Source organism: Paenibacillus harenae DSM 16969, assembly GCF_000422465.1.
Lineage (GTDB): Bacteria > Bacillota > Bacilli > Paenibacillales > Paenibacillaceae > Pristimantibacillus > Pristimantibacillus harenae.
This window is the reverse complement of record NZ_KE383843.1, coordinates 462,794-483,978: the sequence shown is the minus strand read 5'-3', so window position 1 is coordinate 483,978 and position 21,185 is coordinate 462,794. Positions and strand designations below refer to the sequence as shown.

24 protein-coding genes are annotated in these 21,185 nt (G+C 51.9%); all 24 read left to right on the top strand.

The genetic code is table 11. From position 1 onward, the window contains the following. Positions 1-240 precede the first annotated feature (240 nt). Positions 241-1,665 (top strand): SPOR domain-containing protein, encoded by a 1,425-nt coding sequence (locus H581_RS0121650; RefSeq protein WP_028611830.1) that lies wholly within the window; start codon positions 241-243, stop codon positions 1,663-1,665. Positions 1,666-1,726: 61 nt separating this feature from the next. Then, a complete protein-coding gene (locus H581_RS0121645; RefSeq protein ID WP_028611829.1) occupies positions 1,727-1,969 on the top strand; it encodes a DUF4321 domain-containing protein in 243 nt (80 codons plus the stop codon). Between the two features lie 57 nt (positions 1,970-2,026). After that, complete coding sequence (locus H581_RS0121640; RefSeq protein WP_051251188.1) at positions 2,027-2,656, top strand: Maf family protein; 630 nt, start codon at positions 2,027-2,029, stop codon at positions 2,654-2,656. Between the two features lie 56 nt (positions 2,657-2,712). After that, a complete protein-coding gene (gene radC, locus H581_RS0121635; RefSeq protein ID WP_028611827.1) occupies positions 2,713-3,402 on the top strand; it encodes a RadC family protein in 690 nt (229 codons plus the stop codon). Between the two features lie 40 nt (positions 3,403-3,442). After that, entirely contained in the window at positions 3,443-4,477 is a 1,035-nt protein-coding gene (locus tag H581_RS0121630) for a rod shape-determining protein (RefSeq protein WP_028611826.1), read from the top strand. A gap of 59 nt (positions 4,478-4,536) precedes the next feature. Beyond that, on the top strand, positions 4,537-5,400 hold the full coding sequence (gene mreC / locus H581_RS0121625) for a rod shape-determining protein MreC (protein ID WP_051251296.1): 864 nt from the start codon (positions 4,537-4,539) through the stop codon (positions 5,398-5,400). Next, a complete protein-coding gene (gene mreD / locus H581_RS0121620; protein ID WP_028611824.1) occupies positions 5,397-5,921 on the top strand; it encodes a rod shape-determining protein MreD in 525 nt (174 codons plus the stop codon). Before mreC ends, mreD begins: the two co-directional genes overlap by 4 nt. Positions 5,922-5,986: 65 nt before the next feature. After that, positions 5,987-6,652 (top strand): septum site-determining protein MinC, encoded by a 666-nt coding sequence (locus tag H581_RS0121615; RefSeq protein ID WP_028611823.1) that lies wholly within the window; start codon positions 5,987-5,989, stop codon positions 6,650-6,652. A gap of 3 nt (positions 6,653-6,655) precedes the next feature. After that, positions 6,656-7,447 carry a septum site-determining protein MinD gene (gene minD / locus H581_RS0121610; protein WP_028611822.1) on the top strand — a complete coding sequence of 264 codons (792 nt, stop codon included), beginning with the start codon at positions 6,656-6,658 and terminating at the stop codon, positions 7,445-7,447. Between the two features lie 7 nt (positions 7,448-7,454). Continuing rightward, the gene (locus tag H581_RS0121605) at positions 7,455-8,597 is read left to right on the top strand and encodes an FtsW/RodA/SpoVE family cell cycle protein (protein WP_028611821.1); all 1,143 of its coding nucleotides are present in this window, start codon (positions 7,455-7,457) and stop codon (positions 8,595-8,597) included. A gap of 160 nt (positions 8,598-8,757) precedes the next feature. After that, the gene (locus H581_RS34975) at positions 8,758-9,558 is read left to right on the top strand and encodes a M23 family metallopeptidase (RefSeq protein WP_051251186.1); all 801 of its coding nucleotides are present in this window, start codon (positions 8,758-8,760) and stop codon (positions 9,556-9,558) included. Further along, on the top strand, positions 9,551-10,432 hold the full coding sequence (locus tag H581_RS0121595; RefSeq protein ID WP_028611820.1) for a M50 family metallopeptidase: 882 nt from the start codon (positions 9,551-9,553) through the stop codon (positions 10,430-10,432). The genes H581_RS34975 and H581_RS0121595 overlap by 8 nt, the downstream gene beginning before the upstream one ends. A 37-nt stretch (positions 10,433-10,469) precedes the next feature. After that, positions 10,470-11,717: an Rne/Rng family ribonuclease gene (locus tag H581_RS0121590; RefSeq protein ID WP_036719561.1), complete on the top strand. Its 1,248-nt coding sequence runs from the start codon at positions 10,470-10,472 to the stop codon at positions 11,715-11,717. A gap of 189 nt (positions 11,718-11,906) precedes the next feature. Further along, positions 11,907-12,218: a 50S ribosomal protein L21 gene (gene rplU, locus H581_RS0121585; protein ID WP_028611818.1), complete on the top strand. Its 312-nt coding sequence runs from the start codon at positions 11,907-11,909 to the stop codon at positions 12,216-12,218. Between the two features lie 11 nt (positions 12,219-12,229). Beyond that, positions 12,230-12,568: a ribosomal-processing cysteine protease Prp gene (locus H581_RS0121580; protein WP_028611817.1), complete on the top strand. Its 339-nt coding sequence runs from the start codon at positions 12,230-12,232 to the stop codon at positions 12,566-12,568. Between the two features lie 81 nt (positions 12,569-12,649). Next, positions 12,650-12,961, top strand: coding sequence for a 50S ribosomal protein L27 (gene rpmA, locus H581_RS0121575; RefSeq protein ID WP_028611816.1), 312 nt, complete (start codon positions 12,650-12,652; stop codon positions 12,959-12,961). Between the two features lie 125 nt (positions 12,962-13,086). After that, positions 13,087-13,824 (top strand): Spo0B domain-containing protein, encoded by a 738-nt coding sequence (locus tag H581_RS0121570; RefSeq protein ID WP_028611815.1) that lies wholly within the window; start codon positions 13,087-13,089, stop codon positions 13,822-13,824. 13 nt (positions 13,825-13,837) lie between these two features. After that, positions 13,838-15,163, top strand: coding sequence for a GTPase ObgE (gene obgE / locus H581_RS0121565; RefSeq protein ID WP_028611814.1), 1,326 nt, complete (start codon positions 13,838-13,840; stop codon positions 15,161-15,163). Between the two features lie 132 nt (positions 15,164-15,295). Continuing rightward, complete coding sequence (locus H581_RS0121560) at positions 15,296-15,733, top strand: ACT domain-containing protein (RefSeq protein WP_028611813.1); 438 nt, start codon at positions 15,296-15,298, stop codon at positions 15,731-15,733. A 23-nt stretch (positions 15,734-15,756) separates the two neighbouring features. Further along, the gene (locus H581_RS0121555) at positions 15,757-17,043 is read left to right on the top strand and encodes a homoserine dehydrogenase (protein ID WP_028611812.1); all 1,287 of its coding nucleotides are present in this window, start codon (positions 15,757-15,759) and stop codon (positions 17,041-17,043) included. Between the two features lie 5 nt (positions 17,044-17,048). Then, positions 17,049-18,026: a homoserine kinase gene (thrB, locus tag H581_RS0121550; protein ID WP_028611811.1), complete on the top strand. Its 978-nt coding sequence runs from the start codon at positions 17,049-17,051 to the stop codon at positions 18,024-18,026. Then, positions 18,023-18,895 (top strand): prephenate dehydratase, encoded by an 873-nt coding sequence (gene pheA / locus H581_RS0121545; RefSeq protein ID WP_028611810.1) that lies wholly within the window; start codon positions 18,023-18,025, stop codon positions 18,893-18,895. The genes thrB and pheA overlap by 4 nt, the downstream gene beginning before the upstream one ends. A 40-nt stretch (positions 18,896-18,935) precedes the next feature. After that, entirely contained in the window at positions 18,936-19,817 is an 882-nt protein-coding gene (gene ilvE, locus H581_RS0121540) for a branched-chain-amino-acid transaminase (protein ID WP_028611809.1), read from the top strand. A gap of 178 nt (positions 19,818-19,995) precedes the next feature. Continuing rightward, a partial coding sequence (locus tag H581_RS38645) for a LysM peptidoglycan-binding domain-containing protein (protein ID WP_211231492.1) occupies positions 19,996-21,185 on the top strand: 1,190 nt, incomplete at its 3' end.

Sequence of the window (21,185 nt, the reverse complement as noted above, 5' to 3'; positions counted from 1 at the left end):
TTAACAAAACGCCACTCACATCCAACTCAATCTCCTCAACGTTAGTTCAATTGCAGGTGTCCAGAGGAACGCAGTCCTTGGGGCCCTCCCTTGGAAGGGAGGGTTTGGGTGGGTTCGAAAAGCCTTTAAAGGTTTGGTTTAAATTTGAAGCCTTTAAAGGTTTGGTTGATCCCTCCCGGTATAAATCTCTCATTTGGCTCATAGATTAGAAGTAGAAGAATGGGACAAGGAGAGAACGAGATGAATCAAAAAAATCGAATTACGTACCGTTTTGACCGTGCTGGAAATTCCATAACCGAAGATAACCGACAATTGGACAAACAGCAGGAGACTGCCTCCGGCAATCCAGCCTCGTCCCAAACGACAACTCAAGCCAGTAATGGCGCTAAGCCCGCTAAAGTAAATGTCATTCCATTATATCCGGTGAACGAACAACATTCCGTAAGCGAAATTAGTCCGTGGAACAGCGCGTTTCAGGAAGATATAAGCGCTCTCGAAAAACTGATTCGGGATACGGATGCCGTACCGGAAACGCCGCTGCCGGTCAAACCGGCGCGTCCACAGAAAAACAACAATAAAAAAGCCATTCATATCGTACTTCCTCAAGAACAAAACGAGGAGCACGAATATGCGCTGCCGAACCGATATAAGGATGCTGAGCATATTGAAAAAGAGTCAAATGGCTATGAGGAAGTCCGGTTATACGATGAATCAACGGCGAGCCCATTCCGCACCACTCGATTGAAACGCTCAACGAAAGGACCTTCCTGGTTTAACGTGTTTTTGTCGGTTGCGGGGGCGCTTGCCACAGGCGCTTTGTTTGGTTATTTGCTGTTGTCGTTGTTTACAGGCGCTCCTCTATGGCCGGGAGGCCAGGAGGATGGCCTGAATAATCTGCCTGCTTCCGGCGGCACAACCACGGAGGATACCCCCTCAGGCGAGCCGGCAGGCTCGAATAGTAATAAGGTCGATGACGCGGATTCTTCGTCCGAAGGGAACGGCACCGATGAGGAGACTGCCCGACAGACTAAGACGGTCAGTCTAAAGGGGCTTGAACAGACGTACTATATGCTGCAGTTCGGCGTCTTCAGCAATACGGCAGGAAGGGACGCTGCGATAGAGCAGCTTGCCGGTAAAGGTCTAGCCGCGGCGGCGATGACAAGCGCGGGCGATTATCGGGTTTATGCGGGTATGGCCGGCGAACGAAGCAAGGCTCAGGCAGTGCGGTCGCAGCTATCCGATCTGGAGCTTTTTATTAAGGAAATAACGGTCACAACGCCCGGTAAGATTCCATTTAATGGAGAACCTGCAGTGGCAGAGCAATTTTTCCAGCAAACGGCGGCATTCATCAAAATGCTGGATGAGCTGACGCTGGCACAGCTTGAGCAGCCGTCCCTGTCCCCCATAGGCAAAGCAGCCGCAGAGGCATGGCAGGCTGAGCATCAACAATGGACGGAGAGCGCGGCAGCGATGCAGAAAGGGGTAACGGACGACGCTGGAAAGGATCATTTGGCCAAGCTGGTCCAATCTGTTAATACGGCGGCTATGTCGATGACCGAGTATAATAAAAAAGCGTCCCGTACTCATTTATGGTCGGCGCAGTCTGAACTGATGAAAGCGGTCCTCGGGCAAAAAGAATGGTTTGAGTCCATAAGCGCATTGTAAACGAATCGCTTCATGCGTATAATAGATGAAGGTGTCAAATCAGGGCGAGAGGCGTTGAAAGATGAAGAAAAACGGCTGGATTCTTCTCATTTTTATCATATTGGGATTATTAGCCGGCGCATTAGTCGCGCGATGGCTTTCCCCGGTTCCAGGCGTTTCTTTTCTGACCAATCCGATTGAAGCGTCATGGTCTCCCGCCATTGATTTGTACGTGTTAAGCTTCAGTCTGTCGCTCCATCTTCAGTTTAGCTTGTTCAGCTTACTGGGAGCCGTTATTGCCATTTGGTTATACCGCAAAATGTAACAGGGCGGACATCGAACACTTCCTTCGGGAAGCGTGAAGGAGAGCTATATTCGATACATGGAGCATACAAATTTCAATTACCAATCGATAAGCCGGCTCGTTCTGGCTTCTTCGTCACCGCGCCGGAAGGAACTGGTCGCATCCTTGGACCTTTCCTTGCCGGTTTCTATTTTGTCTACGGATACGGATGAATCCACCCCGCCTTCCTGGCCGCCGGTTCAAGTGGTAGAGCAGCTAAGTCTGCGCAAGGCGAAGGCAGCCGCAAGGCGGCTTGAAGAGCAGGGCCAAACCCAATCATCGCTCATTATCGGTTCGGATACGGTCGTTGTATTGGACGGAGAGGTGCTTGGCAAGCCGGCCGATGATGCTGACGCGATGAGCATGCTGCGCCGTCTGCAAGGACGCAGCCACGAAGTATATACAGGTGTTGCCTGCTTGCTGACCGCTAATGGAGAAGCAACGGTGAATCACCGGATTACGAAGGTTCAAATGAAGCCGCTAAGCGAAGAATCAATAGCCAGGTATGTAGCAACGGGCGAGCCTCGCGACAAGGCAGGTTCTTACGGCATTCAGGGGCTGGGCGCGACGATTGTCGACCGGATCGACGGCTGTTATTTCAATGTGGTCGGATTGCCGTTATCGCTTCTATCGGACATGCTGGCGCATTATGATATTCATGTTTTTTGAAAAATAAGACAGGATATACAATAACTATACTTTAATGGAAAAGGCGGGAAAGGGACATGGAGACGCATTATTCGGTTTTGCGTGATGTCCCCCATGAAGAACGTCCGAGAGAGCGCATGATGCGATATGGGGCCGAGGCGCTTAGCCACGCTGAATTGCTTGCCATCCTGCTGCGTACGGGTACGCAGCGGCAATCCGCCGTGCATTTGGCGGGATCGATACTGAAGCAATGCGGAAGCTTGCGTAATTTGCTGGATATGAGTATGGAAGAACTGACTGCTATTCGAGGGATCGGACCGGCCAAAGCCATTCAGCTGCGCGCGGGCATCGAGCTGGGAAGGCGCATTACCCGAAGCCGTTTAGGCGATGCCGTTACGGTGCGTAAGCCGCAGGACGCGGCCGATTACGTAATGGAGGAGCTCCGGTATTTGAAGAAGGAGCATTTTGTATGTTTGTTTTTAAACACCAAGAATCATATTATTGCCCGGGAAACACTTTCAATGGGCACGTTAAACGCTTCGCTCGTCCATCCGCGGGAAGTGTTCCGCGCGGCGATTCAGCGCAGCAGCGCGTCTATCATTTGCGCGCATAATCATCCCAGCGGAGATCCGACGCCAAGCCCGGAGGATATCTCGCTCACGAAGCGTCTTGCAGAAGCCGGCGAGCTGGTAGGAATTGAAGTGCTGGATCATCTTGTCATCGGAGACGGACGTTTCATTAGTTTGAAGGAACAAGGCTATATGTAATATAATAAAGTGATTGTCGCAATTAGAAGGGAGCAAGAACATGTTCGGGAGTTTTTCTAAAGATTTGGGGATTGATCTGGGAACGGCGAATACGCTTGTGTTCGTTAAAGGAAAAGGAATCGTTGTAAGGGAGCCTTCCGTGGTGGCCCTTCGTACCGATACAAAAACAATAGAAGCAGTAGGCGAACAAGCCAAAAAAATGATCGGGAGAACGCCCGGCAATATACGTGCTGTCCGTCCCATGAAGGACGGCGTAATCGCCGATTTCGAAACGACGGCAACGATGATCAAATATTTTATCCGTCAAGCGCAAAAGCAGCGCTCGCTTTTTCCGCGCCATCCGAACGTAATGGTTTGCGTGCCGTCGGGGATTACCGCTGTTGAGAAGCGCGCCGTCGAGGATGCCACGAAGCAAGCGGGAGCCAGGGAGGCTTATACGATCGAAGAACCGTTCGCGGCAGCGATCGGGGCGGACCTTCCGGTATGGGAGCCGACCGGCAGCATGGTTGTCGATATCGGCGGCGGAACGACAGAGGTGGCCGTTATTTCTCTTGGCGGCATCGTGACGGCCCGTTCGATCCGCGTAGCCGGCGATGAGATGGACGAAGCGGTTACTCAATATATTAAACGGCAATATAATCTCATGATCGGGGAGAGAACGGCCGAGCAGCTCAAAATGGATATCGGCTCAGCGCTGCCGCTTGATCTGGCGGAGACGATCGAGATTCGTGGACGCGATCTGGTTACAGGCCTTCCGAAGACGCTTGCCATTACATCGGATGAAATTACGGATGCGCTTAGCGATACGGTTAACGCGATAGTCGACGCGGTAAAGGTGACGCTTGAGAAATGCCCTCCCGAGCTGTCCGCCGATATTATGGACCGCGGAATCGTGCTTACGGGCGGCGGAGCTTTGCTTCGCAACTTGGACAAACTGCTGCAGCGCGAGACAGGTATGCCTGTCATCGTTGCCGATAACCCGCTGGATTGCGTGGCGATCGGAACGGGGCGTTCATTGGATAACATCCATTTGTTTAAAACAAGAAGCAGCTCGGCATCCCGCTCGAGACGCTAAGCCGATATCGATGTGGAAACCGGATATGAAATGGGCGGGTGATCGAGCTGTTTAAGCTAATGCGAAATAAGCGAATGTTCATGCTTATGATCGGGTTTATACTGTTCATTGCGGTCATCGGCTTCTCGCTCAGTGACCGCAAGGAATTAACATGGCCGGAGAAGTTTCTGAAGGATACGGCCGCATACGTGCAGCAATGGTTTTACAAGCCCGCTGGTTATATAGCGGGCTTCTTTGAGGATATCCGCAATCTTCGTATTGTCTATGAAGAGAACGAGCAGCTACGCCTTACGGCAGCCGCTTATGCCCGCGACAAAATAGAATACAACTTTGTAGAGAAAGAGAATAAGAGATTGAAAGAGGAGCTTTCCTTCACGGAGCGCCAGAAAGAAATGTATAATTATAATTATTTAATCGCTCAAGTCGTATCGGTCAGCAATGACGCGAACAACCGGTCGCTGACGATCAATCTTGGCTCCAAGAACGGCGTACGCCCCAATATGGCCGTAACGACGATCGATGGACTAATCGGCCTTGTCAGCGCGGTTACGCCGTTCACGTCCACGGTCACGCCGATTACCGAGCTCGACGAAGCGTCGCCTACGTTTAACTCCATCGCGGTAACGATATTGGGACGCGAAGACGATTCGTTCGGGATATTGAGCAGCTATAACAAAGAAACCTCGCGGCTTCTGATGACCAAAATCGACGAGGACGACAAGTTGACCGTTCAGGATACAGTCATAACGTCCGGTCTTGGCAACGTATACCCACGGGGACTCGTTGTCGGAACGGTGGAATCAAGGCAGGTCGGCGATTTCGGTCTAACCTTAACGGCGACCGTCGAGCTGTCGGCCAGCTTCGATCACTTGACGGAGGTATTTGTCGTTCAGGTTCCTGAGCTGGAGGACACGGAGCAATGAGTATGAACCGGATTATCTTGCTGATGCTGCTCTTATTCATTATTGAAGGAGCGATCATGCCGTGGATCATTCCCGCAGGCTTCGGCAGCCGGATTATACCGCATTTCGTTTTTGTAGCCGTCGTGTTCGCCGCTCTGTACAGCGGGCGTCACCGGGCGCTGCTGCTCGGCGTAAGCTTCGGCATGCTGCAGGACGTCGTCTATTTCGGCCATTTGATCGGGGCGCACGCTTTTATTATGGGGTTGATCGGCTATTTTACAGGCATGCTGCTGGAGCGGAGAAGAGCTACGCTCATGATGGCTGTTTCTATAATCGGAATGGCTTGTATTTTGTACGATACCGCGATATTTTTTATTTATAGAGTATTCCGCATCACGAGCGAAACGTATGCTTGGGCCCTGCTCGAACACATTTTGCCGAGCCTGTTCCTGCAGCTGGCTTTTGCCCTTGCTTGCTACGTGCCTGCAAGACGGTTATTCGAAGCGCAGACGAAGGCGAATCCGGAGACGGAAGAGGAATAAAAAACGGGAGCAGGCAGGATTTTGGAAGGGTCGCCAAGAATTCAATAGGTTGGGGAGGGACGGACTTGACCGAGAGACAGCATATTATTATAAAAGGCGTTAAAGAAGGTCTCGTGTTCCTTCTCGACGATAAGTGTGAATTCGCGACGCTTCTGGATGAATTGCAATATAAGCTGGAGAAGACGCATCAGCAGCTGCTTACCGGCCCGCTTGTTCATGTTCAAGTGAAGCTCGGCGCAAGGCAGCTCACCGAGGACGACAAGGATCAGATCAAGAGCGTCATCAGGGCGCAGGGGAATTTGATGGTTCAATCCGTAGAATCGGATATTACTCAGAACGATATCGGCCATAGACAGAACGCGAAGCTGCAGGTGCTGACTTCAATCGTTCGTTCCGGCCAGACCTATGAGCATGACGGAGATTTATTATTGATCGGTGATTTAAATCCGGGCGGAACTTTATTATGCACCGGAGACATATATGTGCTTGGTGCATTACGAGGCGTTGCGCATGCAGGCATAGGCGGACGAACCGATGTCATTATCGCGGCGTCGCTTATGCGGCCTACCCAGCTCCGTATCGCGGATGTCATCAGCAGGCCGCCGGAGGAATGGATGACCGGCGATGCGACCATGGAGTTCGCCTTCTTAAGCGAGGGGCGAATGCAGATTGATAAGCTGACGCAGTTATTCCGTATTCGGCATAATCCGATTATGTTTAAAGGAGTGTAAGACATGGGAGAAGCGATAGTAGTGACATCGGGCAAAGGAGGCGTCGGCAAGACGACCACTTCAGCCAATCTGGGTACGGCTTTGGCTTTGCTCGGTAAGAAGGTATGCATGGTGGACACGGATATCGGACTTCGCAATCTTGACGTTGTCATGGGTCTTGAGAACCGGATCATTTATGATCTGGTGGATGTGGCTGAGGGCCGCTGCCGGTTAAATCAAGCTCTTGTAAAAGACAAACGGTTTGACGAGCTCTACATGCTTCCGGCCGCTCAGACGAAGGACAAGGATTCCGTGAAGCCGGAGCAGGTTCGCGACATGATACTCGAGCTGAAGAAAGAACATGATTATGTGATCATCGATTGTCCGGCCGGCATCGAGCACGGCTTCCGCAATGCCGTAGCAGGCGCGGACCGTGCGATCGTTATCACGACGCCGGAGCACGCGGCCGTGCGTGACGCCGACCGCGTCATCGGCCTGCTGGAGCAGGATAAAATTCCTTCGAAGCTTATCATTAACCGCATCCGCCAGAATATGATGAAGAGCGGTGAAATGCTTGATATCGATGAAATATGTCAGGTGCTTGCCGTTGATCTTCTTGGCATCGTTCCCGATGACGAGAAAGTCATATCCGCTGCGAACAGCGGAGAACCGACCGTCATGAATCCGGCCTCGCGAGCCGCAATCGCTTACCGTAACATTGCTCGGCGCATTCTCGGAGATATGGTCCCGTTAATGCTGCTAGACGAGAAGGCGGGAGCGTTCAAGCGTTTCCGCAAGTTTCTTGGAATAGGATGATTGCATCTTGCTTAACAAACTAAAGAAGCTGGACTGGGGAATATTCATTATATTAGTATTCCTCATGATCGTAAGTGTAGTTGTCATTCATAGCGCTACGGACGCTACGAAATATGCCGGTTCTGATAAGAAGCAGCTCATTTTCTACGGCATGGGTTTTTTTGTTGCCATAGCAGCGACCTTGTTCGATTACCGGATCGTGCTGAAGGGCTGGCATGTGCTGTATGGAATTGGCGTCACCCTGTTAATACTCGTTTATTTCTTCGGCGCGATCATAAACGGGGCAAGAGGCTGGTTTAGAATAGGAGAGCTGTCGTTTCAGCCTGCGGAACTGGTCAAAATCATTCTTATTATCGGCATCGCTTATATTATGGGGCGCCGCCAAGGGGATCGTCTTACTTTTTCCCAGGACCTGCTGCCGATCTTTGCATTTTCTTTCCTTCCTTTCATGCTTGTCATGATCCAGCCGGATCTGGGTAACGCCATCATTTATCTGGTCATTGTGCTCGGTATGCTGTGGATCGGAAACGTAAAGTATACGCATGTTTTGATCGGCTTAAGTATTGTTATTGCAGGATTGGTTTTGTTTGTTACGGTATTCAATATGTTCAATCAGGAAATCTATGATTATCTCTATGAGCATGAAAAGGAACATTGGCACGAGCGAATAAACACCTTTCTGAATCCAAGTGAAGCGTCCGCAGACGCCAAGCACCAATCGGAGAACGCACAAATTGCCATAGGCTCCGGAGGCTTGGGCGGCGACGGTTATTTGAAAGGCGATATGAAGAACGGCGGATTCATTCCATATGCCTATTCCGATTCCATCTTTGTCGTGATCGGAGAGGAATTCGGCTTCCAGGGTTCGGCCGTTCTCCTGCTTCTTTATTTCCTGCTTATCTACCGCATGATCGTAATCGCATTCCAGTGCTACGATCTGCGGGCGTCTTTCATCATCATCGGCATCGTATCCATGTACGTATTCCAAGTGTTCCAGAACATTGGAATGATGATAGGGATCATGCCGATTACCGGAATTACGCTGCCTTTCGTCAGCTATGGCGGCACCTCGCTGCTGCTGAATATGCTATCGATCGGGCTTATATTCAGCATCAAGGCGCATCAGGAAAAGTATGAGCTGGCCGATTAAGGCCATATTGAGAGCCGCATCCAGACCGGAGATATTCCGGCCTCGGAGGCGGCTTCTTTTTTTTGCCGTGACTCTTCCGCATACTTGTCTCCCTTCGCTCATATTTATAAATAATGGAACAGGCTGTCAGAAGAGATGATGGGAGCGGGGAGGATTAAACATGCCGGCAAAGGATAAATTAGATCCGCACAGACAGGACGAGCTCGATCCCGAGGACGTATGGAAAGCGAATCCGAATCCATGGAGAAGCTGGGATGGGACGACAGACTTGTTAAATAAGCGAAGCTATGTGAAGGGTCCTGCGGGTGCTTCTGACAAAGACCCGAATGACAATCGAAGAAAGCACTCCTTTCGCAAGGAAGTCATATGGAAGCTCGTTATTGCCTCGCTGCTGTTCGCGGGGATATGGGGGATGTTCGAGTATGAAACGGAATGGACGGTCCAAGGGCGCGCTTTCGTCAAGCAGGCGCTTACCGACGAGATCGATTTTGGCGCAGCGGCAGCTTGGTATAAAGAAACCTTTGCCGGCGCTCCTTCGTTCATTCCGATTTTTCAAGAGGAGCAGGAGCCCGCGGTAGGAGCGGACGGAACGGTGAAGCTTCCGGTGACTGCGCCTCTGCAGGAAGGCGTTCTTATTCGAACCTTTGCCGAGCTTCTTGACGGCATCGAGCTTGCCGGCGGTTCGGAGGCTGAGGTTATGGCGGTAGAAACCGGACGAGTCCTTCTCTTATCGGAGCAAGGGGTGGACGGTTCGACGATCGTTATTCAGCACGCGAATGGGCGGGTCTCCATCTATGGGAAACTGGGACAAAGCGAGGTTAAAGCGAACGACTGGGTCGAAGCGGGGGATCGGATCGGTTATCTGCAAACAGCGGAAGGATCAGAGCCGAGCCTGTTATATTTTGCCGTGAAGGAAAATGATCGGTATATCGACCCGGTGGACGTGATACCACTTGATTAAATGGAAGGGAATCGTATGGTCATTTCATCCGTTATTTGTCATCATCATGCTTGGATCGGTCCTAACGGGCTATTTTGTCGAGCTGTTCACTTTATTTGTGATCGTGCTCGTGCACGAGCTTGGCCACATCATCGTAGCGCGAAGCTTCGGCTGGACCGTGCGAGAGGTTAAGCTGCTGCCGTTCGGCGGCGTAGCGGAGGTAGAAGAAGCAGGCGGCGCACCGGCAATGGAAGATGCACTCGTCGCGATTGCGGGACCTCTGCAAAATGTTTGGATGGGACTAGCCGCATGGGGCTGCGGCGAGCTGGGGCTATGGGATGCCGCGTGGGCGGCATATGTCTGGAAGGCGAATCTGATGATCGGCTTGTTTAATTTGCTTCCGATCCACCCGCTTGACGGCGGCAAGCTGCTTCAAGCTGCGCTCAGTTATACGGTGAATTATTATAAAATGCTTGTTTGGTCCGCCCGCATAAGCTTATTGTTCAGCGCATTAATGATCATAAGCTCGCTGCTGCCTCTCGTATTCGACCATGACGGCATACAAATAAATTTGCTTATTGTCGGTCTCTTTTTGTTTATAACGAATTGGACCTACTATCGGAATGTGCCTTTCTTGTTCTATCGCTTTCTTATGCATCGCGGGCGCATTGCCACGAAGGCTTTGGCGCGCGGACACATGGCAAGCCCCCTGATCGTAAGCGGCGGACAATCCATCCTTTCCGTCGCCAGATTATTTCGAAGAGAGCGGTACCATTTGATCTATATGATTGAACCGGGGAGCAAGGAGGTTAAAGTAGTGCCTGAACAGAAAATTGTCGAAGACTGTTTGTCCGAGCGCAATCCGGCTCGTGCAGTATCGGAACTTTTCAGGTAAAATAGATGAAAAGCGTACTGGCAGGTGAGACTCTGGAATGAAGCAAATGTTGATGCATGTAAACGGGGAAATGCTGCAAGCCGCCGTATTGGAGAATGGCCGCCTGGTTGAGTTTTTCTTAGAAAGATCCAAAGCAAGCAGCGTGGTCGGGAATCTCTATAAAGGCCGTGTCGTCAATGTTCTCCTCGGTATGCAAGCCGCTTTCGTTGATATTGGACTAGCCAAAAACGCTTTTTTGTATATAGATGAGCTGCTGCATCCGCATTTGGAGAAGCAGCCGAAGGTCAAGCCTCCGATCAGGGAGCTCGTAAGTCCCGGGCAGGAACTGCTCGTGCAAGTGATGAAGGAACCGCTCGGGGGAAAAGGGGCGCGGGTTACGACGCATTTCACGCTCCCTGGCCGCTGGCTCGTCTATATGCCGAATGCGGATTACGTAGGCGTGTCGAAGAAAATCGGCACGGAAAGCGAGCGGGCGCGATTACGGTCGATCGGAGAGAAGCTCAGGCAGCAGGAAGAGGGCATTATTATGCGTACCGCTGCCGAGGGTGAAAGCGAGCTGTCGTTATTCTCGGACGCCGCCCAATCGAGAACGCTCTGGCAAGCGATCGTCGCCAAAAGCGAGGAACTGCGCGCACCGGCCGAGCTGCACCGGGAAGCGGGACTGATGAGGCGGGCCGTTAGAGATACCCTGAAATTGGACATGGATGAAATATGGATTGATGACGCAACGAAATTCGAAGAGGCTGCCGCGCTGCTTCAGGAAATGACCCCAAGGCTGCGCGAGAGGCTGAAGCTGTATGCGCCGCGGCACGGACAAGCCTTATTCGATTGGTTTCGTATAAATGAGCAGGTGGCGGTTGCTTTTGAGCGCCGTATACCGCTTTTAAGCGGCGGGTATTTAATCTGGGAAGAAACGGAAGCATTGACGGTCATCGACGTAAATACCGGCAAGTTTACGGGAACATCGGATCTCGAGGACACTGTTTTTCGCACGAATATGGAAGCGGCGGATGAGATAACGAGATTATTGCGGGTTAGAGATGTCGGAGGCATTATCATTATCGATTTCATAGATATGCAGGTCGAACGTCATCGCGAGCAGGTGATGCAGCGGATGACCGAGAAAGGGCGAAACGATCAGACCAAGATGACGGTGCTGGGCTGGACGAAGCTTGGATTAATGGAGATTACGCGTAAGAAAGCCCGGGAGAATGCGGTTTTTCTGCTGTCAGAGCGCTGCCCAAGCTGCGGCGCGGTAAGTAAACGGGATATTGGGAACAAATAGTTTATTTTTAAAGCTATTTTATATTGATATGAATGGTTAGATGTGATAAACTAATTGGGTGTCTGTCACGTATCTATTATAGAACGTACTGCATATGTACCGCTCCGATCGGGTTTAACAAGAGCTTGCGGCTCCGGCTGCATGCCACCTGGATTAGGCGAGTCTTCGAGAATAAGGAGGTGCACTACAATGTTCGCAATTATTGAAACTGGCGGTAAGCAGTACAAAGTTCAGGAAGGCGATGTGATCTACATCGAGAAACTGGACGCAAACGCAGGCGAAAGCGTAACATTTGATCGTGTTTTGGCCGTATCTAAGGGTGAAGGTCTTGTGACTGGAGCTCCTGTTGTTTCCGGCGCGTCGGTATCCGGCAAAGTCGAGAAGCAAGGCAGAGGCCAAAAGATCATCGTTTACAAATACAAAGCCAAAAAGAACTACCGTCGCAAGCAAGGTCATCGTCAACCGTTTACGAAAGTAACAATCGAGAAGATCCAAGCGTAAGAGGGATTTTCATGATAAACGTTACGCTCGTGCGGAGAGCCGCTGACAGACGGATCGTATCATTTGCAGTCGAAGGACATGCCAAATATGCGAAGCCCGGCAAAGATATCGTATGCTCGGGTGTCTCGGCCGTTACGGTCGGTACCGTCAATGCAATCGAAGCTTTGGCAGGAGAAGAACTTCCATACACGGTGAAGAACGGATGGCTTGCATCGGATATTCCGGTGCTTGCTGACGAAGCCGCGGATGGACGGATGCAGCTGCTGCTTGAGTCGATGGTCGTTATGCTCGAAACTATTGTCCAATCTTACGGCAAGCATGTCGTAATTCATGAGCTTCAGAACGCGTAAGCCGGCTTGTGTTCACGAGTCCATAAGCTTATCGTTCCAAAGCACGTTTGCATTACAACCTATTAGAAGGAGGGACACACTATGTTGAAACTGAATCTTCAGCTTTTCGCTTCGAAGAAAGGTGTAGGTTCCACGAAGAACGGACGCGACTCGCAGTCGAAGCGCCTTGGCGCTAAGCGCGCTGACGGTCAAACCGTATCGGCTGGAAGCATTTTGTTCCGTCAACGCGGAACGAAAATTCACCCAGGCACCAATGTAGGCATCGGGAAAGACGATACGCTTTATGCAAAAGTAGAAGGCGTAGTGAAGTTCGAACGTTGGGGACGCGATCGCAAAAAAGTGAGCGTATACCCTGCTGATATAGCACCGGTAGCCGCAGCAGTAGAAGCTTAATCCCAAAAAAAAGTCCCGGCCTGCATTGCAAGGCCGGCTTTTTTTTATTTCTGCTCTGATGACCATGCGCCGGTCGCGTGATATACTGGATAAGCTAGGAAATACGATGAAAGTAGGTTTAATCAATGGGACGCTTATCAACGGCAAAGTATTATGCAGCGGCATCGGTTTTGCTGCCTTGCGCCGCTGTGCTTATTTGGCCTTCTAGATTGTGGTTAACTGCTGTATTTCTCGTTTGGCTTATAGCTGCCGCGATTTGCTGGATAGGGGCGGAGAGGAAGGAGCACGCGGAGCGGACGACGCGGACGATACAATCGCTGCAATCCGCTGCGATCCGAACCCTCAATCATCACCGGCATGACTGGATGAACGACCTGCAGGTCGTGTATGGATACATAAGACTAAATAAGCTGGATAAAACGATCGAGTATGTGGAGAAAATAAGCGGTAGAATGGCTGTCGAGAGCAGCATCTCCAAGCTGGGAGTGCCGTCGCTGGTCAGCTATATTCAATCGTTTCGGACGATCTCGAATTCGCTGGAGCTTCAAGTCGTGATCAACGGGGATATTCATTTAAACGAAATCACGGCTGAAGCCGATCAAATAGCCGACTCAATCATTCATACGATTAACGCGTACCGATTCGCAGTGAAACCGAACTCCGGCAGCTCTGCAGTATTAAAGCTGGAGCTCACGCTTGATCACGAAGCGTTGTATGCCGCCTTCTATTACGAAGGCGAGCTTATGAATGAACAGCAGTGGAAGCAAAAAATACAACAGCAGTTGGAAGGCGCGGCAATGAAGCCGATCAACCTCGAGCAGCCGTACGGGAAAGTGCTGCTGCGGGCGGAAATGCGCGCGTGAACGGGGGCAAAGCATGTTTGTCGATAAAGCGAAGATATATGTTAAGGGCGGTGACGGAGGAGACGGAATCGTCTCGTTCCGCCGCGAGAAATACGTGGAACAAGGCGGACCGGCCGGGGGCGACGGCGGCCGGGGCGGAGACTTGATCTTTCAAGTGGACGAGGGTCTCCGCACGCTTATGGATTTCCGGTATCAGAAGCATTTCAAGGCAGAGCGCGGCGAGCGCGGCAAAGTAAAAAGCATGCACGGCGCAAGCGCGGAGGATACGATTGTACGCATCCCGCCGGGAACGGTCATCATTGATGACGATACGCAGGAAATTATCGCGGATATGACGCGTCACGGCCAGCAGGTCGTCATCGCCAAGGGCGGACGCGGCGGACGCGGCAATATCCGCTTTGCCACGCAAAGCAATCCGGCTCCGTACATTTCGGAGAACGGCGAGCCCGGCCAAGAGCGCTGGGTCGTGCTCGAGCTTAAAGTGATGGCTGATGTAGGTCTTGTCGGTTTCCCAAGCGTAGGCAAGTCGACGCTGCTCTCCGTCGTATCAGGCGCGAAGCCGAAGATCGGCGCTTATCATTTTACAACGATTACGCCGAATCTTGGCGTCGTTGACGTAGGTGACGGACGCAGCTTTGTCATGGCCGATCTGCCGGGCTTGATCGAAGGCGCGCATGAGGGCGTCGGACTCGGTCACGAGTTCCTCCGGCATGTCGAACGTACACGGGTCATTATCCATGTCATTGACATGGCGGCATCGGAAGGGCGCGACCCGTTCGACGATTGGCAGAAAATTAACGCTGAGCTTGTTTTGTACAATGCTAAGCTGACAGACCGTCCGCAAATTATTGCCGCTAACAAAATGGACATGCCGGGCGCCGAGGAGCAGCTTGAGTTGTTCAGGCAGCAGCTGGATGAGGTGCGGGGAGAGAGAGAATACGAAATCGTACCGATCTCTTCTTTAACCAAGCAAGGGATTCAAGAGCTTCTCTATAAGGCGGCGGACGTGCTGGATACGGTATCCGAGCAGGTCGAGATCGAGGACGTGAAGGACGTTGCCGAACGGAAGGTCTATACGTATGAGAAGCGGGAAGAAACGACATTCGCCATTCACAAGGAGGATGAGGTGTTCGTTATCGAAAGCGAAGGCATCAACAATTATATGAGACGCATGAACTTGAACTCATATGATGCCGTCATGCGTTTCGCACGCACGATGCGCAAAATGGGCGTTGACGCAGCGCTTCGCAAGCAGGGAGCCAAGGACGGGGATATGGTCCGGATCGGCGATTTTGCGTTCGAATTCTTTGAGGGAAGCGACTACGATCCAAACGCATAACCTCAATTCGTACACCAAAAAAGACAAGAGACGGCGAAAGCCGTCTTTTCTATTTACCTATTGCTCAAGCCGGCTGAATTCGATATAATGTCCACTATAGGTGAACAATTGTCTTTTTGGGGAGGACGAATAGTGAATAACCGCTATTATGTCATTCGGGAGGACATTTTGCCGGAAGCGATTATGAAGACGATCCAGGTTAAGGAGATGCTCGGCAAGGGGGAAGCGCTAACCGTTCATGAGGCGGTGGAGCGCGTCGGACTTAGCCGGAGCGCTTTTTATAAGTATAAAGACGGCGTTTATGCGCTTAATGAGCTGGAGCGGGAGCGCATAGTCACGATATCGATGGACCTGGAGCACCGTTCCGGCGTATTGTCGAGCGTGCTTAGTCTAGTGGCCAGCCAGGAGGGGAACGTTCTGACGATGAATCAGTCGATTCCGCTTCAAGGCTTTGCCAATGTCGTTATTTCGGTCGATATTTCGCAGCTTTCCGGTGAACTGTCCGCACTTATTGAATTGCTTCGCAGTCAAGCAGGCGTACGCAAGGCATCAGTCATCGGCCAAGGCTGACAGTACAAAGTTGGAGGGAACTTATGAAGCCGGTTAAGGTTGGATTATTAGGACTTGGAACAGTTGGAACAGGCGTAGTCCGGATTGTAGAGGGACATCAAGAGGATTTAGCCAGTCAGGTCGGCTCGCCGATCGTTATCGAGAAGGTGCTTGTTCAGAATAAAAGCAAAGCGCGCAATATTTCCATTTCGCCGGAGAAGCTGACGGAAGACGCTTGGGAAATTATCCGTCATCCGGAAATCGACGTCATCGTGGAAGTGATGGGCGGCGTTTCGCATACGAAGGAATATATTCTGGAGGCGCTTGAGCGCGGCAAGCATGTCGTAACGGCGAATAAAGATCTAATGGCGCTGCACGGACCGGAAATATTGGCTAAAGCGCAGGAGAACCGCTGCGATGTTCTGTACGAAGCGAGCGTAGCCGGGGGTATTCCGATTATTCGCACGCTGGTGGAGGGCTTTGCCTCCGACCGGATCACGAAAGTGATGGGGATTGTGAATGGCACGACGAACTACATTCTAACGAAGATGAGCCAAGAGGGCGCCACTTACCTGGATGTGCTCAAGGAAGCGCAGGATCTGGGTTATGCGGAATCGGATCCGACATCGGATGTCGAGGGATTGGATGCAGCGCGTAAAATGACGATTCTTGCGACAATCGGCTTTCGCGCGAACGTCGCGCTCGAAGACATATCCGTTCAAGGCATTTCATCGGTGAGCAAAGAGGATATATTATATGCGAAGCGCCTCGGCTATGAAGTGAAGCTGCTCGGCATCGCCGAGCGTCAGGACGATCTGATCAGCATCAGCGTGCAACCGACCATGGTGAAGCAATCACACCCGATCGCGTCGGTTAACGGCGTATTTAATGCGGTGTACGTGTACGGAGAAGCAGTCGGCGAGACGATGTTCTACGGCGCCGGCGCCGGCGAGCTGCCGACAGCGACTTCGATCGTATCCGACCTGGTCGCAGTCGTGAAGAACTTGAAGCTTGGCGTGAACGGCATGCTGGGAAGCCTGGCCTACAAGGAGAAGAAGCTGAAAACCGACGAACAAATCTCGTCGAAATATTTCCTGCTGCTGCATGTTGCCGACCGTGCCGGCGTTCTGGCGCGCATCACGCAAGTGTTCGCGGATTTCGAAGTGAGCCTGGAATCGGTGCTGCAGCAGCCGAATCCGTCCATTCCGGAAGCCGAAATCATCGTGATTACGCATGATGCGAACAAAGCGGCCATTCAGAAGGTGCTGGCTAATTTCCAATCGCTCGACGTCGTTCATAAAGTGAAAAGCGTCTATCGCGTTGAAGGGTAAGCGGCATGAATAATCGCAGAGTTATCGTAAAAATACCGGCAAGCACCGCAAATCTGGGTCCGGGCTTCGACACGCTCGGAATGGCGCTTTCCCTTTATGCATGGATTGAACTCAGTGTATCGGACAAAACGGAATTCCGGTATTACGGGGATCAGATGAACGGTTTGCCGGGTGACAAATCCAATCTGATCTACAAGGTTGCACAGCTCGTATTCGATGAGGCCGGCGTAACCGTACCGGAGCTATCGGTTTCCATGTACAGCGACATCCCGCTTGCGCGCGGTCTCGGCAGCAGCGCATCGGCGATTGTCGGTGCTTTAGTTGCCGCTAACTCGCTTATTGGCAATCCATTAAGCGAGAATAAGCTGTTCCAGATGGCAACCAGGCTGGAAGGCCATCCCGATAATGTAGGGGCTTCCTTATTTGGCGGTATTGTCGTGTCCGCATGGGATGGAGAACAAGCCGATTACGTGCGGATTATCCCGCATGAGAAGCTTGAGGCGCTTGTTGCCATCCCTGCTTTTCAATTGGAAACGGAAAAAGCGCGTCATGCGCTGCCTTCGCAAATCAGCATGGCCGACGCCGTATTTAATGTCGGACGAAGCTCCTTGCTTGTAGCGGCGCTGGCCTGCGGCGAGCTTGGCATCATTCGCCATGCGATGAAGGACAGGCTGCACCAGTCATACCGCGCGGCGCTTATTCCCGGCATGGCGACGATTCTGGAACGTGCAGAGGAGCATGGCGCTCTAGGGGCGGCGCTTAGCGGAGCAGGACCGACTCTAATCGCTTTTGTCGAGGCAGGCAGCCCGGATAAAGCTGATCTTGAGCGATTTTTGCTGGATACGCTGCAGCGGGAAGGAATCGAGGCGGAGACGCTTTGGCTGCTACCGTGCGTTCACGGACCGCAAGTGACGGTTGAAGATAAGGAAACGCAGCCTGCGGTTCCGTTAATGGACAGAATTAAAGGGGACATTAAGGTATGAAGACGATTGCGGTATTGCCGGCCGGCTCCGTCTCGGACGAAGCTGCCAGACATTTGTTTCGCGGGGAAGAATTAAATTGGAAGCACCACAGGCTGATTTCGGACGTATTCTTATCGACCGTAAACGGGGTAAGTGATTACAGCGTTGTTCCGATCGAAAATACGATTGAGGGCTCGGTAAGCTTGCATATGGATTGGCTCGTTCATGAGGTAGATCTTCCGATACAAGCGGAATGGGTATATCCGTCCATTCAAAATTTGATCGGGCGCTCTTCCGAAGTGAGGGATGCTTCGGGGGAAATCGATTATTCCCGTATTACTAAAGTGATCAGCCACCCTGTTGCCATCGCGCAGTGTTACCAATTTCTGCGTACGCATCTTCCGCACGCGGCAACCGAGCATGTTAGCAGCACGGCCGAAGGGGTTCGTATCGTACAAAACAATCCAGGTTCCGGGCTGGCTGCGATCGGTACGATGACTGCGGCGGCAAATGAAGGGCTTGACGTTATAGCCAGCGCGATTACGGATCATGATAACAACTACACCCGGTTTCTTCTGGTCGGCCCTGAACCCTACACGGCGCGTCAATCGGATTCGCCAAAAACGAGCATATTAATAACCTTGCCCGAGGATTATCCGGGTGCCCTGCATCAGGTGCTCGCTGCCTTTGCATGGCGCAAAATCAACCTGTCGCGGATCGAATCCCGTCCGACGAAGAAGAGGCTTGGCAATTATTATTTCTACATTGACATCGATATGGCGCTGGATACCGTACTGCTGCCGGCAGCCATTCAAGAAATCGAAGCAATCGGCTGTCAGGTTCGAATTTTGGGCAGCTATCCCAGCTTCTCGGATTACAAACAATTATAATAAGTAGCAGCGACAATTTTTTGGAGGTGTTTGGCAGGTTATGGCACAGCAATGGATCTACTTAAATGGAGATTTTGTTTCGAAGGAAGATGCAAAAGTTTCGGTTTACGATCACGGCTTTTTGTATGGCGACGGCATCTTTGAAGGCATTCGAATCTATGACGGCAATATTTTCAAATGCGGGCAGCATCTTGACCGGCTGTATGATTCAGCGAAATCCATTATGCTTGATATTCCGCTTTCACATAGCGAGATGCAGGCAGCGCTCGTCGAGACGATCCGACGCAACGATATGAGGGACGGTTATATCCGTCTGGTCGTATCCCGCGGTCCGGGCAATCTCGGCCTCGATCCGAAACGCTGCCCTTCGGCCTGGGTTATTATCATTGTCGAGCAGTTGGCCATTTACCCGGAGGAAGCCTACAAAAACGGACTCGTCTCCGTTTCGGTTTCCCAGCGGCGCAACATCCCCGACGCTTTGAATCCAAAAATCAAGTCGCTCAACTATTTGAACAATATTTTAGTGAAAATTCAAGCAAACCTCGCCGGCGTCGGCGAAGCGATCATGCTGAACTCGCAGGGCTATGTAGCGGAAGGCTCGAGCGACAATATTTTTATTATCAAGAACGACGTCGTCTATACGCCGCCATGTTATGTCGGCGCGCTCGAAGGCATTACAAGGGCTGCGATTATCGATCTATGCGCGGCGCACGGTTATAAGCTGAAGGAAGAGCCGTTTACGCTGCATGACGTTTACGTTGCGGATGAAGTCTTCTTCACGGGCACGGCTGCGGAAGTCATTGCGGTGCGGGAGGTCGACGGCCGCACGATCGGCTCCGGTCATGCCGGACCGATTACGACTCGCCTGCTCCAGGAATTCCGGAAAATCGTTACCGTCGACGGCGTTAAAGCGTTTGAATAGAGACAGTCGGCTTATAAGAAGCTGCTGAGCCAGGTCCAAGTGGACCCTGCCCGGCAGCTTCTTATTTTTTTTTGTTGAAAGTGGCGACACCTGCCCATGTTCTGCATAGGATGTAAGGATTGAATGCAGGCATTAGCCTTGCCTGGTTATTCAGAACGTGACAGGAGGTTATCAGCGAGTGAAGATCCATATTGTTAAAAAAGGCGATACGTTATATTCCATCAGTCAGAAGTATAATGTGTCGCTGGAAGAGATTTTGAGGCTGAACCCGGGCATAACGAATCCGGATGCGATCGACGTCGGCATGAAGCTGAAAATTCCATCGAGCCACACCGGTGGCCACGGCGGCGGAATGGACATTATGCATCAGCACGTGGTGAAGCAGGGCGATACGCTTTGGAAGCTGTCGAAGGCGTGGGGTGTGCCTCTCGCAGACATGATTAAGGCGAATCCGCAGCTGAAAAACCCCAATGTATTGCTTACGGGGGAAATTGTTAATATCCCGAAGGCTGGCTCCGCGATGCCGGATATGCCATCCGCCCCGAATGCCCAAAGCGCGGGAGGAGCTCATCCGCTTCACCCGAGCTCGATTATGCAAGGCGTTCAAGGACTGGTAGGAAAGCTGTCAACGGCACCGATCTTGGGCAAGACGCCTACAGGACCGATTGCGGGCAAAGCGCCTACAGCACCCGTAACGCCAGTGCCGCTCGCCGCGCCGGCACCGGCACCGGCACCTGCTCCCGTCGTACAAGAGAAAAAGCCTACGGCTCCAATCGTGAAGCCGGTTCAGCCGGCAGCGATTCCTGCACCGAAGCCGGTTAATATTCAGCCACCGAAAAAAGCCTTGCCGATTGAGAAGCCGGTTGAGAAAAAGCTAAAGCCGATCCATTCCGAATACAAGCCGAATGTCGATTTATTTAAACAATACGGCGTTCCGGCAACAGAAGTGATGTCCTTACACGATATGCCGAATATGCATGGGAACGTGTCCCCAGCCTCAATGCAGCAGCCTACTTACGGAGGATATGGCTACGGTCAGCCGATGACGCTGCCAGCCCAGACCGGATACGGTTATGGCGGCGGGCAGCAGCCGATGCCGTATCCGAACATGGTAAGCCCGTTTGGCGAAGGAGGCAATGATGCTCCATACGATTGTCCTCCGGGGACGGTGTTCATGGGTGGCTATCCTTCTCCGTCAGCGTTAGGGGCCGATGCGGGTCCGGGCTGGGGCCACGGTTACGGCTACGGCAATTCGATGGTAAGTCCAATGCAGCATGGCATGGATGAGAACAACGGCTTCGTAGCCGGAGCATCTTCGCTGCCTAACCAAGGCATATCGCCGATGTCCACGATGCCGAACCAAGGCAT

Excerpts from the sequence above, each read along its gene's own strand:
- H581_RS0121650 (WP_028611830.1), top strand. The coding sequence starts at position 241 with ATGAATCAAAAAAATCGAATTACGTACCGTTTTGACCGTGCTGGAAAT.
- H581_RS0121645 (WP_028611829.1), top strand. The coding sequence starts at position 1,727 with ATGAAGAAAAACGGCTGGATTCTTCTCATTTTTATCATATTGGGATTA.
- H581_RS0121640 (WP_051251188.1), top strand. The coding sequence starts at position 2,027 with ATGGAGCATACAAATTTCAATTACCAATCGATAAGCCGGCTCGTTCTG.
- radC (WP_028611827.1), top strand. The coding sequence starts at position 2,713 with ATGGAGACGCATTATTCGGTTTTGCGTGATGTCCCCCATGAAGAACGT.
- H581_RS0121630 (WP_028611826.1), top strand. The coding sequence starts at position 3,443 with ATGTTCGGGAGTTTTTCTAAAGATTTGGGGATTGATCTGGGAACGGCG.
- mreC (WP_051251296.1), top strand. The coding sequence starts at position 4,537 with ATGCGAAATAAGCGAATGTTCATGCTTATGATCGGGTTTATACTGTTC.
- mreD (WP_028611824.1), top strand. The coding sequence starts at position 5,397 with ATGAGTATGAACCGGATTATCTTGCTGATGCTGCTCTTATTCATTATT.
- minD (WP_028611822.1), top strand. The coding sequence starts at position 6,656 with ATGGGAGAAGCGATAGTAGTGACATCGGGCAAAGGAGGCGTCGGCAAG.
- H581_RS34975 (WP_051251186.1), top strand. The coding sequence starts at position 8,758 with ATGCCGGCAAAGGATAAATTAGATCCGCACAGACAGGACGAGCTCGAT.
- H581_RS0121590 (WP_036719561.1), top strand. The coding sequence starts at position 10,470 with ATGAAGCAAATGTTGATGCATGTAAACGGGGAAATGCTGCAAGCCGCC.
- rplU (WP_028611818.1), top strand. The coding sequence starts at position 11,907 with ATGTTCGCAATTATTGAAACTGGCGGTAAGCAGTACAAAGTTCAGGAA.
- H581_RS0121580 (WP_028611817.1), top strand. The coding sequence starts at position 12,230 with ATGATAAACGTTACGCTCGTGCGGAGAGCCGCTGACAGACGGATCGTA.
- rpmA (WP_028611816.1), top strand. The coding sequence starts at position 12,650 with ATGTTGAAACTGAATCTTCAGCTTTTCGCTTCGAAGAAAGGTGTAGGT.
- H581_RS0121570 (WP_028611815.1), top strand. The coding sequence starts at position 13,087 with ATGGGACGCTTATCAACGGCAAAGTATTATGCAGCGGCATCGGTTTTG.
- obgE (WP_028611814.1), top strand. The coding sequence starts at position 13,838 with ATGTTTGTCGATAAAGCGAAGATATATGTTAAGGGCGGTGACGGAGGA.
- H581_RS0121555 (WP_028611812.1), top strand. The coding sequence starts at position 15,757 with ATGAAGCCGGTTAAGGTTGGATTATTAGGACTTGGAACAGTTGGAACA.
- thrB (WP_028611811.1), top strand. The coding sequence starts at position 17,049 with ATGAATAATCGCAGAGTTATCGTAAAAATACCGGCAAGCACCGCAAAT.
- pheA (WP_028611810.1), top strand. The coding sequence starts at position 18,023 with ATGAAGACGATTGCGGTATTGCCGGCCGGCTCCGTCTCGGACGAAGCT.
- ilvE (WP_028611809.1), top strand. The coding sequence starts at position 18,936 with ATGGCACAGCAATGGATCTACTTAAATGGAGATTTTGTTTCGAAGGAA.